Consider the following 16746-nt stretch of genomic DNA (forward strand, 5'->3'; position numbering starts at 1 on the left):
ATCCGTCCACTTATCGCGGACCATCCCCATGCCAATTTTCGCCTCAATTCTTAGCGTGACGCCCGGAAAGCCGGTCGTTATGATCCGGCCCAATTCCGGCGGGCGTGGCCCGGACGTGCGCTGGGTGGAACCTACTGATCGTACCATGAATGAGTCCCCGCCCACTTTGCCGGGCAGCCTTGACGCGGCTGCGCGGCTCCGAACACGCCCGGTTCAGACACTCCTGTTCGTCCTGATCCATGCTGTCACAAGCTGGATGCCCGCATTCAATGCCAACGCGGCCCCCGGCGACCTGGATACCACCTTCGGCGGCGGCACCGGAAAGGTGACCACAAACTACGGCACCAACTCATGCAACTTCCATGATGTGGTGGTGCAGGCCGATGGCAAGATCGTCGCGACCGGCACTGTGAACGACAGCACGGACAGCATTGTGACAGCTCGTTATAATGCGAATGGCACTCTCGATTCCACGTTCAGCGGCGATGGTCTGCAACAGACTGACATCGGCATCAGCCGAGACTCCGCTTATGCCATCGCCCTTCAGAGCGATGGTAAGATCGTGGTTGGCGGCTCATCGCGCAGCAGCACGAATGATAACTTCGCCCTGATCCGCTACAACACCAACGGCACGCTCGACACCACGTTCAACAGCACTGGGACAGTCACCACCGACATGGGCACGAACAACGACTATGTCTGGTCCCTGGCTATCCAAAGCGATAGGAAGATTCTGGCGGCTGGGTACGCAGGCGGGAACTTGGCCTTGGCTCGCTACAACGAGAATGGAACGCTGGACACAGGATTCGGCAGCAGTGGCAAGATCACGACTGACTTGGGCAGCGGTGACCAGGCCTACGACATGATCATCCAGGCTGATGGAAAGATCGTGGTGGCCGGGCAGTCGGACGTGAATGGCACCAACGACTTCGCGTTGGTCCGTTATCTGGCCGACGGAACACTGGACACCGCTTTCAATGGCAACGGTATGGTGATCACGCCCATCGGAACGGGTAGCGACGAGGGACAGTCGGTTGCTCTCCAGAGCGACGGGAAGATCATCGTTGCGGGACGCACCTATGACGGGGCGAAGACCGACTTTGCTGTGGTGCGTTACAACGCCAATGGCACTCCTGACACCAGCTTTGGTGCCGCTGGAGTAGTGGTCACTCCCCTGAGCAGTGACTGGGATGAAGCGCATGCCGTTCATATTCAGAGCGATGGGAAAATCATCGCATCCGGTTTCGCCACCATCGGGGGTGCCAAGGAGTTCGCGGTTGTCCGTTACAATACGAACGGCACCTTGGATGGCAGCTTCGGGACCGATGGAGTCAAAACGGCTTTGCTCGGGAGCAGTTCGGAGGCTTACTGCGCCGCCCTCCAAAGCAACGGACGTATTGTCCTAGCAGGCCAGGCATGGGATGGCAGCAGGTATGATTTCGCCGTAGCCCGTTTCCTAGGTGATCCATCGCCCGAAATAGCGTTGAGTGGCAACGGCACCCTCATCGCCGATGACGACGTGACGCCCTCAACCACCGATCACAGCGATTTCTCCTCGGCCACCATCCTAGGCGGCACGGCGGCGCGCACGTTCACGGTTCAGAACACTGGGGATGGTGACCTCACACTCAGCGCGGTGAGCGTGAATGGCGCGAACGCCGCCGATTTCATCGTGACGCTACAGCCATCCGCAGTCGTCGCTCCCGGCGGCAGCACGACCTTTCAGGTCGTCTTTGATCCGGCTGCGCCGGGTGTGCGACAGGCGGTCTTGTCTTTTGTCACCAACGACGCGGACGAAGCGAGCTTCGACTTTGCCGTTCGAGGAGTGGGCACAGGACTTCCCGCGCCAGGGCAACTCGTCGTGCCCGGACACCTTTCGACTGGATTGAAGGGCTGGTGGAGGCTGGATGAGACCACGGGCAGCAACCGTGCTGATTCCTCCGGCAACAACAACCACCTCACGCCTATCAACGGGCCCACGCGGAACACGGAGAACTACTGGAGTGCCACGGGGGGCTCGGCACAGTTATCGGAGCCGTCCGATCAAGAGCTGCAAATCAGCAACGCGACCCAGACCGGACTCGGCTTCAGCGGGGCGAACACCCAGTTCACGCTGGCGGCTTGGGTGAAAGTGGCGTCGTTTGCCACAAGCTATCCCGCCGTCATCTTCAAGCAGGATGCCTCCGCCCATACCGGCTACGGCATGGCTTTGCTGAGCGGTGGCGGATTGCGCCTGAACATCAACGACAACACCTACTACGATGTGAGCAGTGATTGGGTGAAAACAGGCCGCTGGCAGCATGTGGCGATCAGTCTGGATACGGCGACAAATGAGGCCCGCTACTATGTAGATGGAAATCTCGTGGCGAGCAGGGCCGATGTGACCGCTGACCCTCTGCCATGCACAAAGCCCTTCCGCATCGGCGGGGAGGACAACACGGTGCATTACTTCAACGGCCAGATTCATGACGCTGCGGTTTGGAGCCGGGTTTTGGCTCCGCAGGAGGTTAAATCCCTTGCCTCCGGCATCGATGTGAGCACCGCCTATCGACCGGGCAATGTCTCGGTGGCTCCGACGGCGTGGTGGAAGCTCAATGAACTGAGCAGCGGCACCGGGGCTGTGACGCGGGCGGACAGCGCAGCGGTCTCACACCCACTCACGGATAACAATACGGTGGGCGCGGCGGGTGGATACTTGGATGGTTCTAGCGCCAGATTTGCCCGGTCCAGTGCAGAATACCTCACAGCCATTGATTCGGTGGATTGGAATATCGGCAGCGGCAGTGGCTCCATATCCACCTGGGCGAGGTTTGACTCCATGACGCCCGGTGTGCATTACCCGCTGTTTTGCCACAACCAGGATGTGAACAACTACATGGCCCTCTACTTGGTCTATCAAGGCGGACGGCACTGGCTGACCCTGACCGAAGGCATCTCCAATACGATCGTGATCGGCCTGCTCGCTGACTGGCAGCCGAAAGCCGGGCCTTGGTACCACATTGCATGGACCAAGTCAGGGAACGAACACCGCTTCTATGTCGATGGCGTGCAGGTCGGCGGGGCGCAAAACAACAGCTCTCCCATGCACGACTACGCAGGTCCGGTGATGATTGGCAGGCTCTCCGATGGTTCAGAGTATCTGGATGGTCAGATGGCTGATTTGGCCTTCTGGAAAGGCTACGCGCTGTCGTCTGCCGAAATCAAAGCGCTCGCCGCCGCGTTGCCGGTGCAAAAGGCAGGCATCGTCTCCTACTGGCCGCTCGACGAGGCCAGCGGCACGCGGAGTGATGCGGTAGGCACGAATCATCTCGCTCCCATCAATAGCCCGGCCTCGGCGGCGGGTCTGGTGGGGACGGCGGCGGATTTTGAATCGACCAGCTCCCAATACCTCAAAATCACCAGTGGTGCGCAAACCGGGCTGAATCCCACGAGTGCGCTTTCGGTCTTCGGCTGGGTGCGACCGGAGTCCGTCGGCAGCAGGCAGGTCATCGCCTCGCGCGGCTACGGGAATTCCGGCTTCGCGCTGTCTTATGGCTCCAGCGGGACATCCCAGTTTGATACCGGACCTGGAGGAGCTGCCTCAACCTCTACTGTCTCTATCGGAAACTGGTCGTTTCTGGGCGGTGTGTGGGATGGCGCACGGCAAGTCTATTTCAATGCCGCCCACGAAATCACCGACCCGTCCACCGGCCCCTCCACCACCACGCATGACTTCACTCTGGGGGCGAATGACCTGCCGGGGGAATTTACCGACGGCCTCGTGGACGAGGTCGTCGTCGCCCGCCGTTGGTTCCGTGATGAGGAGATCAAGGCGCTGTATCTGCGCGGCTTGGGTGGCATTCCTGCGATGTCTTTCCTCGCCGCCCAGGAGACGGGTGGGGTCACGATCACTGCCGATGGTGGTGGTAGCGTGGGGTTCACCTCGCAGGCGGTCGAAACCACCAGCGCTGCGAAGACGATCACAATCTGGAATACCAGCGATCAAACACTCACGAGCCTCGCGGTGGCGCTCACAGGTGCGGATGCGGCCAATTTTGTGCTGAACACGACGGGGACGGCCACCTCGCTGGCTGCGGGAGCGAGCACAACCTTCACTGTGGTCTTTGCTCCGCAGATCGGGGGTCCGTGTTCAGCGAATGTGCAGATCAGCAGCAGTGCCAGCGTGGCGGCGAATCCCTTCGATATCACTCTCAGCGGCACCGGCACGGCGGACGTGCCGGTGATCACGTCCTTGAGTTCCCACAACGCCAAACCGGGTGACAGCGTCACGATCACCGGCAGCGGCTTCAGTGCGGTGTCTGGAAACAATGCGGTCTGGTTCGGCGCGGCCAAAGGCACCGTCATGGCGGCCTCGACCACGCAATTGACTGTCACCGTGCCGACGGGTGCCACGGCAGGGCTGGTGACGGTGAGCGTGCATGGCTACACGGCCTTCTCCAAGCGGGTTTTCACGCCTTCCTATACCGGACCGGGCTTTTTGGTCGCGGGCATGGAGTTTTACGAGTCTGGCCGCGTCTCCACCGGCTCGGGACCGCTGGGGAATTTCATCGCTGACGTGGATCTGGACGGCAAACCGGACCTGCTGAGCGCGAACGGCACCGCGAACAGCCTCAGCGTCTTCCTCAACATGACTGCGGGCACGGGCACCGCGCCAGCCTTTGCGGCGAAGGTGGACTTTGCGGCGGCGGGAAACCCGGAGGGTGTCGTCGCCGTGGACATCACGGGCGACGGCAAGCCTGAGATGCTGGCTTCGGGCGAGCTTTCCGGCGAAGTGCATGTCCTCCGCAATGATTCGACCCCGGGCAGCATCTCCAGCGGGTCCTTCACCGCCCTTTCGCCTGCCACCGGAGGCACCTACCCGCAGCGGACCATCTCCTGTGATCTGGATGGCGACGGACTGCCTGATCTCATCACTGCCATGGCCCAGGGATCATCCGTCGGCATTCACCGGCAGACAGCTCCCGGAGTGTTCGCGGCGCGGCAGTTGGTCTCGACGGATTCCTCGGACACGCGGCGCATCGTGGCGGCAGACTTCAATTCCGATGGAAAAACGGACCTCGCCGTCAGCCACGCCTCCGGTGAGGTGGTGCTGCTACGCAATACGAGCACCGCTGGCGTCATCCTGTTCACCAAAGACCCGGCGCTGTCCGTTTCAGCCCCCTGTTTCTCACTCGCAGCGGCGGATCTGGATGCCGACGGCCAGGACGACCTCATCGCCGGCATGTCCAACAGTTCCTTCGTCCGGGTCTGGCGGAATACGAGCGGTGGCACCGCGCTGGCTTTTGGCACGCCGATCGACCTCGCCGTCGAGGGCGGTGTTTACAGTGTCGCCGTGGGTGACCTCAATGGGGATGGAAAGGTGGACATCGCCGCCGCGCACGGTTCCTCCGCAGGCAAAGTATCGCTCCTACCTAACACACACGTCAGTGGTGCGCTCTCCAGCGGCTCCTTTGGCACGCGCACGTTTCTGAATACCGGCGGCACGCCGCAGCATGTCTCCATCGGTGATCTGAATGGCGACCTGCTGCCAGAAATCGTGGTGACGATGGGCGGCACGAGCGAGCTTGCCGTGTGGCGCAGTGGTTACGTCCCATCCCCCACCGTGACGGCGATCAGTTCGTCGAGCGCCAGGCCCGGTCAAAGCATCACCATCACCGGCACGAACTTCAGCACCACACCGGCGAACAACATCGTGTGGTTCGGCAGCGTGCGCGGCGTCGTCACTGCGGCGACAGGCACGCAGCTCACCGTCACGGTGCCAGTGGGAGCACAGCATGCGCCAGTGACGGTGAGTGCCTTTGGCCTGGCCGGCAGTTCACGCTCGTTTTTTACGCCTGGCTACCAAGGGGCTGCGGCATTCAGCGGCAGTGACTTTTCAGCGGCCACCACGCTGAGTGCGGGCTACATGGCACGTGTCACAGCCGGGGACTTCGACGGGGATGGCGCTATCGACCTCGTGACAGGTAACTCGACCGACGGCACCATCACGCTGTTTCGAAATCAGCTCACTCCAGGCTCGCTGGGGGCGACGGACGCGTTTCCCACGAGCCTCTTTGCCCCCTCGACGACGAGCGGTGCGACGATCTCCTCTGGCGGCACTGCCTACGAGGTCAAACTGGCAGATATGGACGTGGACGGACGCCTCGACTTGATCGCGCCGCTTACGGGCACGGATGCCGTGCGTGTATGGCGAAAATCGGCATCAGGGGGCAGCTACGCCTTCGACAGCGGGGTGAATTTCCCCACAGCAGCCTCTCCTCAATCTTGCGCGGTGGCTGATATCGACGGCGACGGCCAGCCGGATATCATCACCGGACATAGCGGCTCTCAAATCGCGGTGCTGCGTAATACCAGCACGTCCGGCGTGGTCAATTCGTCGTCCTTTGCGGCAGCAGTCACCTTTGCCACGGACGGTACGGCGGAGATCGTGGCTGTTGGCGATCTCGACGGTGACGGGAAGCCTGAAATCATCGCCGCCACGCCCTCGGGCAAGGTCTGTATCTTTCGCAATCAGAGCACGGTGGGCGTGATCGACAGCTCCAGCTTTGCCAGCCGCATCGACATCAGCACCGGGGAGACGATGCGTGGAGTCCGGCTGGGCGATCTCGATGGCGACGGCGATCTCGATCTCATCACGCTCGACTACTACAACAACGACGGCAACGAGATCCCTGTGCTACGCAACAAGCACACGGGAGGCGTGCTTTCCGCCACCTCCTTTGACCGTGCAGACGACCTCATCGGCAACGGCTCCGACCGCAGTCACCTCGATCTGGCAGACATGGACGGAGACGGCAAGCTGGATGTCGCTGGAGTCACCGGCCTCGGTGATGGCGTGGTGTGGAGGAACCTCAGCCCTGTCGCGGGGCCGCAAAGCATCTCCTTTGACTCGCGTCTGGCTGTGACCATGGGCATTCAGGCCAATGGCGGCGTTTGCGCTGACTTTGATGGCGACGGCAGGCCAGACATCGCCGGCGTGCGCGACAACGCAGGCCAGCTCACCCTCGTGCGCAACATCCACGCCTTCGGCACGCCGCAGATCGCCGTGGAGCAGCCGGTGAGCACAGTGCTGACGGATGGCGTGAGCAGTTTGAGCCTCGGAAACGTGAATGTCGGCCAAACCTCCGCCGCGATGACGGTGACGATCCGCAACACCGGCAGCGCCGATCTCGAAAACCTCGCCCTGAGCCTCTCCGGTGCGCAGATGGCCGAATTCAGCCTCGGAACGCTCCCAGTGACGGTCTTGGCACCCGGAGCTAGCACGACCTTCACCGTCACGTTTTCACCCACCAGCCTCGGCACACGCAGCGCCGCCCTGCAAATCGCCAGCAACGTCAGCGGAGCCACAAATCCCTTCGACATCACCCTCACCGGCAGCGGCATCAACGGCACGCTCACGACGAATTTCACCTCCGGCAGCACCACCGGCCTCACCACGAACGGGTTCACCGCCACCGGCAGCATGGCGAACCTCTTGCTGGGTTACGCACCTGTGCCTTTTTCCCTGCTCACCGTGGTAAACAACACCAGTGCGAATCCCATCAGCGGCACCTTCACGAATCTTGCGCAGGGACAGAGCGTAACGCTGGTTTACAACACGATAAGCTACGACTTCTTCGCCGACTACTTCGGTGGCACGGGCAATGACCTCGTGCTGGTGCTGAAGGGGCCGGGCGTGCTGGATTATGCGTTTGGCGGCACGGGGAAGGTGGTGACGCCTGTAGGGAATGGTAATGAGCAGGTGAATGATGTCGCGGTGCAGCCCGACGGGAAGATTGTGGCAGTGGGTAGTTCTTACAATGGCAGCAGCGATGACTTCGCCGTGGTGCGTTACAACGCCGACGGAACGCTGGACTCCGGGTTTGGCTCTGGAGGGAAGGTGACCACGTCCATCGGTAATCAGAACGACCAAGCCTACGGAGTGGCGATTCAACCAGATGGAAAAATCGTCGTCGCGGGGCTTTCCACCAATGATGGAGTTCAGCATATCGCCGTGGTTCGTTACACTTCATCTGGAGTACCGGACAATGCCTTTAGCAGCGATGGCAAAGTGGTCACGCCCGTGGGCACGGCCTCCGAAGGCCGAGATATCGTGCTGCGTGCAGATGGGAAAATTTTCGTGGGGGGAGACTACTGGAACGGAACCGACACGGATTTCATGGTGGTGGCTTACAACGAGGACGGAAGCATTTTCACCGACTACGGAGGAGGTGGCGGAGGAGCTGGAATCATTACGATTGCCAACCCGGGCAGGCATGATGAGGCGACATGCATGGCGCTCATGCCAGATGGTCGTATTGTTATCGGCGGCTACTACCAGTCTGGCACAGACCGCGTGCTCACGGTGTTCAGATTAGCCCCACATGCAGCACCTGATTCGTCTTTTGGATCGAACGGCTGGGTCACCACACAAATCGCAGCGTCCGATTTCGGGCGTGCGGTCGCTGTCCAGCCAGACGGCAAGATTCTGCTGGCGGGTCATGCTCCCGGTGCGGGCGGCCATGATGCGCTCGTTTTGCGCTACAACTGGAATGGCGTGCTCGACAGCACGTTTGATGGCGACGGCATCGCCAGTCTGTCCTTCGGATCTTTTGGTGACTATGCGCTGGGCTTGGCGCTTCAGTGGGATGGAAAGATCCTGGTTTCCGGCTATACGGAAGACGGTGTGGGAGAAAACGCCTTTCTCGCACGCCTGAACCCCAGCGGCAGCCTTGACACGTCGTTTCATGGAGACGGGAAAGTGACCATGGCCATAGCAGGTGTTCAGTATCAACACGCGAAGGCCATGAGCCTTCAACCCGACGGACGGATTGTGCTGGCGGGGTTTGCAGCGAGTGGCGGCAACAACGACTTCGCGCTTTCCCGCTATCTGGTCGAAACCACCCTGCCTGCGAATTTTTCCAGTTCTAACACAAGGCCGCTGAACACCAGACTGGTTTCTGGCAGCGGCTTGACCCTGAATCCTTCGCTGAGCTTCGCCCCGGCACCAGGAACGGAGCTGTGGCTGGTCAACAACGCCGGTCCGCACGTCATCCAGGCTCCGTTCACCAACATCGCTCAAGGTGCCGTGGTGCCTCTCGTGTTCAACAATGTCACCTACAGCTTCACTGCCAACTATTCGGGTGGAAATGGGAACGATTTGACGCTGTTGCTGGCCGGCCCTGGGGGGGCAGATCCGACATTCAATGGTAGTGGACGACATATAGCCGAGCATGCCGGACAACTGGATTTTGCATATGACATCGCCATGCAATCGGATGGCAAGGTGCTGACTGCCGGACGTGTCTGGAATGGCGGCTTCAATTTCACGTTCACCGTTGCCCGCCACAACACCGACGGCAGCCTGGACTCGAGTTTCGGCGGGGGGACCATCGGTTTTGGCGGCAGTCAGGCATTTGCTGTCATCCAACAACCAGACGGCAAGATATTGGCAGGCGGTAACGGCAATTGGGACTTTAAGCTCGTGAGATGCCTGCCGAATGGCGCCCTGGACAACAGTTTTGGCTCCGGTGGAACGGTTTTCACTGACTTTGGTGGAACAGAGGACTGCCTTGTCCTGGCAGTTCAGAAAGATGGGAAAATCCTGGCGGCTGGCATCACCAATGTAAGCGGGGGCACGCAACTTGCATTGGCCCGACATTTCGCCAATGGCGAGCTAGAGGCCGCCTTCGGCACTAATGGTCGCGTGTTGACCTCCTTGCCCGGTGATTATGGCGCTCCCACGGGCATTGTCATCCAGGAGGACGGCAAGATCGTTTTGTCAGCGATAACCGGCGGTGCGAGCAACGCACTCTACAGATACAATCCCGATGGCACGCTGGACTCATCCTTCGGAACGGCTGGCCGCCTTGATATTGTATTAGGCCAGGCCTACTCGGGCGGCCCTGACGTGTGCCTCCAGCACGATGGAAAGTTGGTCGTCGCGGGTGCGATTGGCATGGATTTCGGCGTGGCGCGCTACCATGCTAATGGAACACTAGACACTTCCTTTGGAATAGGCGGCACCACGGTTGTGTCGTTCACCGCCGGGCGCGATTTTGCCGTTGCGGTGCAACTCCAGGCTGATGGCAAGATTGTCGCTGCCGGGAGGGTCGAGACCGGGGTCGAGGGCGAGCTGGACTACGGAGTCGTGCGCCTCCTTGCGAATGGGGCGCTGGACACCAGCTTCCATGGTGACGGTAAAGCCACCATACGCGTTGGCGAAGTGTTGGGCTATTGCGCTGGCATGACCTTGAGTCCTGCGGGGAAAATTGTCCTGGCTGGATACTCCTACGAGGGAGCCGGCTATGAGTCCGCCCAGGTGGCCAGGCTGGCGACTGACTCCGCCGTGGAGGTTGCTTTTTCTGCAGCCTCGGACGTGCCATTGCGTTTCAACGGTCTCGACGGCAGCAACCGCACGCTCAGCATCAATTTGAACTACCCGCCGACCGCCGGAACACGACTGAAGGTGTTCGACAACACCGGATTGCAGCCCGTATTGGCTCCGTTCGCGAATCTGGCGCAGGGGCAGATGGTGACGCTGAACCACAGCAGCGTGAACTACGATTTTGTGGTGAACTACTTCGGCGGAGATGGCAATGACCTGACGCTGGAGTGGGCGAATACGAAGCTGGCGGCGTTTGGCAGCAACCTGAATGGGCAGCTCGGCATCACGGGCACAGCCACACAGGCAAATGTGCCGACGCAGGTGGTGGCGACGGCTCCGATCTACCAGAAGACGATCCTTTCGATGAGCGCGGGCGAGGCACATTCGCTGGCGGTTTGCAGTGATGGCACGGTGGCGGCCTGGGGAAGCAATGCGAACGGCCAGCTCGGCAACGGCACGACGACGAGTGCCACGACGCCGGTGGCAGTGACGATGAGTGGTGTTCTGAGCGGCAAAAAGGTGGTCGCCGTGGCGGCAGGTGGGCAGCACAGCCTGGCGCTGTGCAGTGATGGCACGCTGGCGGCGTGGGGAGATGGGAGTTTCGGCCAGATCGGTGATGGCGGTGTCTTGGACCGCACTGCGCCCGTGCTGGTGAGCACGGCGGGCGCACTCAGCGGGAAGCGTGTGATCGCGATCAGCGCGGGGGCGAATCACAGCGCGGCGCTTTGCAGCGATGGTACCGTGGTGTGCTGGGGTGGGAACACGAACGGCGAGCTGGGCGATGGCAGCAACACGCAACGCAACGTTCCGGTGGCGGTCTCGGTGCCGTTGCCGAATGGAGTGCTGCTGGGGCGCACGGCGGTGGAGGTGGCCTGTGGTCAAAATCACACGCTGGCGCTGCTGGCGGATGGCGCGGTGGCGGCGTGGGGGCTGAATGCGAGTGGTCAGCTCGGCAATGGCAGCACCGCAGCGAGCAATATGCCGGTGTTGGTGAGCACGGGCGGTATTTTGAATGGCAAACGCGTGGTGGAGATCGAAGCCGGGGGCAGTTCGAGCCTAGCCCGGAGTTCGGATGGAGTTTTGGCGGCGTGGGGCATGAATGACAGCGGACAGCTCGGCGTGAACAGCGCGACGACGAGCTTCACGACGCCTCAACTTGTGCTCATGAGCGGTGTTTTGAGCGGAAAGACGGTCACACGGCTGTTTGCGGGCGAAAAGCATGCTGGAGCCGTTTGCAGCGATGGTACACTGGCGACTTGGGGCGAGGGCACAGGCGGCGAATTGGGCGACAATGCCGTTCTGGACAGTTTGCAGCCCGTTTTGGCCAACACGTCGATTTTGGGAGGAACAGATGTTTTTGTCGAAATGAGCTCAGGAGCGTTCGCAGGCCATTCTCTGGCCCTGATCGGCTCCATGACGAACGAGCCGCTGGTCCAAGTGGAGTCGCCAGCCACCACGCTGCTGAGTGACAGCACGAGCAATCAAATCGTCTTTGGCACGACATTGCCCGGCACGGTGAAGACGCGAGTGGTGACGATTCGTAACACCGGCACGCAGACCTTGTCGGGCGTCGGCGTCACCATCACGGGCAGCGGAGCAAATCCGTCGAACTTCGCGATCAGCACGCCGCCGGCGGCAACGCTGGCACCTGGGGATGCGACGAGCTTCACACTGACCTTCGCGCCAAGCACCATCGGCTCGAAGACGATCGTGCTGGAGATCGCCAGCAACATCGTGGGGACCGCGAACCCTTTTTCCATCGGCGTACAGGGCACGGTGCTGAACACACTGGCGGCGAGCTATACGACGGGGCAGGAAATTCCGGCGGCGGCGGCTGGCTTCACTGCGTCTGGTAAGACGGTGAACTTTTCCCTGAACTACGCGCCGCCAACGGGCACGACGCTGATGGTGGTGAACAACACGGGCGCGGCATTCATCAGCGGCGCGTTCAGCAATCTGACGCACGGCCAGGTGGTGACGCTGACCAACAACAGCATCAACTACAACTTCGTGGCGAACTACTTCGGCGGTGATGGCAACGATCTCGTGCTGCACTGGGCCGCCACACGGCTGCTGGCGTGGGGAGCGAACGCGACGGGCGCGCTCGGCAACAACAGTACCGTGCCCGCACTCACGCCGGTGGCAGTCACGAACACTGGCGTGCTGAATGGCAAGACAATCATCGCGGTGGCAAGTGGCGAGCGCCACAGCCTCGCCGTGTGTTCGGATGGCGCGCTTGCGGCGTGGGGAGCGAATAACGCGGGGCAGCTTGGTGATGCCACCAACAGCGACCGGCTCGTGCCCGTGCTGGTGAGCGCAGCGGGCGCTCTGAACGGCAAAAAAGTCATCGCTGCGGCAGCGGGTTACGATTTCAGCATCGCGCTGTGTTCGGACGGCACGCTGGTCACTTTCGGAGAGAACAGCGGCGGCCAGCTCGGCAACAACAGCAACACGCCGAGCAATGTGCCGGTGACGATCAGCTCCACCGCTGCGCTAAGCGGCAAGGCGGTCGTCTCCATCGCAGCGGGTTATGATTTCGGCCTCGCCTCGTGCGCTGACGGCACCGTGGTGGCCTGGGGCCAGAATGGCTACGGCCAGTTTGGCAACAACACGATCAACAACAGCCTCGTGCCCGTGACGACAACAATCTCGGGCGTGTTGAATGGCAAGACCGTGCGCAGCGTGGCGGCTGGAAATTTCCACAGCCTCGCCATCTGCACCGACGGCACGCTGGCAGGCTGGGGCGACAACAGCTTCGGTGAACTGGGCGATGGCACGAACGACTCCAGTCTCCTGCCTGTGCTGGTGACTTCCAGCGGCGGGCTGGCGGGCAGGACGCCGGTGCAGATCGCCGCGAGCATGCTGCACAGCGCCGCGCTTTGCTCGGATGGCAGTGTGGTGACATGGGGTGACAATTCCTTCGGCCAGCTCGGCCTCATCGGCATCGAATCGAGTTTTTCACCGGTCATCGCGGCCACGGGTGGCGTGATGGCGGGACGTGTGGCGGGTTTCCTCGGCGGCGGGCAGATGCACCATGTCATTTCGGTGACAGACGGCTATCCCGCCGCGTGGGGTGACAACTCCTCCGGCCAGCTCGGCAATGGTGTGACCTTGGCGAGCTTTGTCCCTGTCGCGGTGAGCACGACGGCATTCGGAGCCGGTGAACGCGTGGTGCGCGTGTCCACCGGTAGCACCGGCCTGCACAGCCTGGGCATCGTGGCCATGCCGCTGGCGAGCGGTGGTGCGCCCGTGGTCAGCACGAACGCGGCGGAGAGCATCAACAAGACGAGCGCCACGCTGAAAGGGCTGGTGAACGCCAGCGGCACGGCCACCACGGCGTGGTTCGAGTACGGGCTCACGACCAGCTATGGCAATGTCATTCCGCTGGTGCCTCAGTCGGTGGGCAGTGGCAGCACGTCGCAGACCTTCACACAGGCGCTCAGCGGCCTGGAGCCGAACACGCCCTACCATTACCGCATCGTCGCCAGCAACACGAACGGCACGGTCACAGGGGATGATTTCAGCTTCACCACGCTGCCTGATCCGCCGCTGGCCGTCACCACCAGCGCCAACACGCTCACGAACACCACCGCCACGCTCACCGGCACGGTGAATCCCACCGGCCGTGCCACGACGATCTACTTTGAGTTTGGAACAACGACTCTTTACGGCAACACCACCGCGCCGCAGAACATCGCCGTCGGCAGCAGCAATGTGAACGTCATCGCGCCTGTGAGCGGCCTCACGCTCGGCACGACGTATCACTTCCGCCTCGTGGCGCAAAACGCCGGTGGAACGGCCTTTGGGGACGATGTGGTGTTCACGACGACTTCGATCTCGCCGCCCACGATCACCGGCTTGAGCGCCACGAGCATCAGCATCAACTCAGCAACACTCAACGGCGGTGTGAACCCAAATGGAGCCATCACCACCGTCTTCTTTGAATATGGCCTTACCACGACCTATACGAATGCCACAGGCACGACAGGCCTGGCAGCCGGCACACTGGCAGTGAATGTGCCTCTGGGAGTTTCGGCGCTCACCCCGGCGACCACTTACCATTACCGCCTCGTTGCCGAAAACTCCGCAGGGATCACCCGCAGCGCCGATGCCACCTTCACCACGCTGCCGCTGCCGCCGATTGTCGAAACGCATGCGGCGGCGGCTCTGAGCACCACGAGCGCACGACTGAACGGAAAAGTGAACGCGCAAAATGGCAGCGCGGTGGTCACTATTGAGTGGGGAACGGATGGTGTGAGCTTCCCGAACTCGCTCACGGCAACGCCATCGCCTGTCACCGGCAGCACTTTGACCGATGTGAGCGTCGATCTGGCGAATCTGGCGCAGTTTACCACCTACCACTATCGGGTGAAGGCCGTCAGCGCGGGCGGCGCAACCACGGGCGGCGTTTTGACCTTCCAGCCTGCGATCATCTCCGGCCTCACGCAGCAGTTCCCGAATGCACCACCAGCCTCGAATGGCAGTTTGACCGTCACGCTGGCTCCGACAGGGCTGTTGAGTGGCTGGCGCTTCGTAGGCGAGCATCGCTGGCGTGCTAGCGGCGATACGGCGACCGGTTTGGTGCATGGATCGCGCGTGATCGAGTTTCGCCCGGTGCCGGGCTATCTCCAGCCGGGGACGGACACGGTGAACGTGACCTCCACGGGACAAATCGCCGATTACGAATACTACGCCACGCCTTCATCCGGCACGGGCGGCATCCTCGTCGTGCTGAAGCCGGATACGCTCGCTCAGGCGGTCAACGTGGCGGATCGCGGCCAGTGGCGGCTTTTCGGTGAAACGACATGGCGTGACAGCGCGACGACCGCTTCATCGCTCCCCGCGGGCAGCTATCTCGTGGAGTGCAAAGCGGTCTCCGGCTACTCCACGCCGGTGCTGGTAAACATCGCTGTCAGCAGCGGGCAGACGGTGAATCCCACGATCGTGTATGCAGATGCCTTTAGCCCGACGGGCACGCCACCTACGGTGTTGAGCTTTGGCACGGTCTCCACCGATGCCACCAAACCTTACGGCTATGTGGGACAGATCCGCAGCAACTCGGGCGTCGGCACCGGTTTCGCGGTGAAATCACGCGTGGTGGCCACCGCTGCACATGTGGTCTTTGATGAAGGATCGCAGTCCTCGGTGCAGGGACTGCAATGGCTGCCGCAGGAGGATGCGGGAGGTCACGAACCGCGGCCCGTCACGCCGCGCGGCTATTATTTGATCGATGGCTACGCCACGCAGCGTGCCACGGAGACACCGGGATCGTTCTCGCTGGCCTCACGTCAGAAAGACGTGGCCGCACTTTACTTCATCAATGACACCGATGCCGCACGCGGCGGCTTTGCAGGCTTCCTGGCGAGCGATCTCACCAACAACGAGTTCCTCATCTCCAGCGCACAAAAAATGCTCGTCGGCTATCCCGTGGATGGCATCGCCACGCTCGATCAAGGCCGAATGCATGCCACACCCGCAACGAACTTGAGCTTTAGCGGCCTCACAGATCGCGTCTTTGCCACCACAGGCATCCGCAGCACCGGTGGCAACAGCGGCGGCCCTCTGTGCGTGCAGCATACGAACGGAAACTGGTATCCTGCGGCCATTTACCTCGGCGGTGCCACACAGAGCATCGTGAGGGCCATCGACAGCACGGTGATCCAGCTTTTCGACACCGCGCAGCAGAGCGGCATCGACGATCAAGGCTACACCGGGGGCGGCATCACGCACAGCGGTTACAGCACCCCGGGAGGTACGTCTGGCAAAGGGGCCGCCATCATCAACATCACACCGGCCGGATCAGGTTGGAGGCCGCTTGGATCAACCAAACCCTTCACACCAAGCGGCAACATCCGCGCGGACCTCATGCCAGGCACCATGTATGTCGAGTTCGCTCCCGTGGTCGGTTACCAGACGCCTGTGCACGAGACCATCCTGATCGTGGCGAACAGCATCGAGCCCTTTAGCATCACCTTCCTGCCCAGCCAGACACCGCAGGAAAGTTGGCGGCAAACTTACTTCGGCACCACGGCTAACAGCGGCAACGGAGCCGACGGCTTCGACTTCGACAACGACGGGTTCACCAATGCCCAGGAATACACCGCAGGAACCAATCCGACGCTCGGTGGGGACTTTTTCAAAATCACTGACACCCAGCGCACGGCATCCACCTTCACAGCGAGCACCGCGGGCAAGGCTGGGCGCACCTACACCCTTCAGCGCAGCACTAATCTGATTGCTTGGACGAACGTGACCTCGCAGGGACCGCTCGCCACCGATAGCACGGTGACGCTGCTCGATGGTGCGAGGCCTGCTGACGCGGCATTTTACCGGATTCTAGTAACGGGACCGTGACAAGCTGGGTATCCGGCTGCAAACAC

At 61.6% G+C, this 16746-nt stretch carries 1 protein-coding gene; it reads left to right on the forward strand.

The features are described 5' to 3' along the window. Positions 1–256 precede the first annotated feature (256 nt). Positions 257–16720: an FG-GAP-like repeat-containing protein gene (locus tag IAE77_RS08840; RefSeq protein WP_294224882.1), complete on the forward strand. Its 16464-nt coding sequence runs from the start codon at positions 257–259 to the stop codon at positions 16718–16720. Positions 16721–16746: the final 26 nt, after the last annotated feature.

Origin of the sequence: Prosthecobacter sp. (genome assembly GCF_014879935.1) — a bacterium.
Classification (GTDB): Bacteria; Verrucomicrobiota; Verrucomicrobiia; order Verrucomicrobiales; family Verrucomicrobiaceae; genus Prosthecobacter.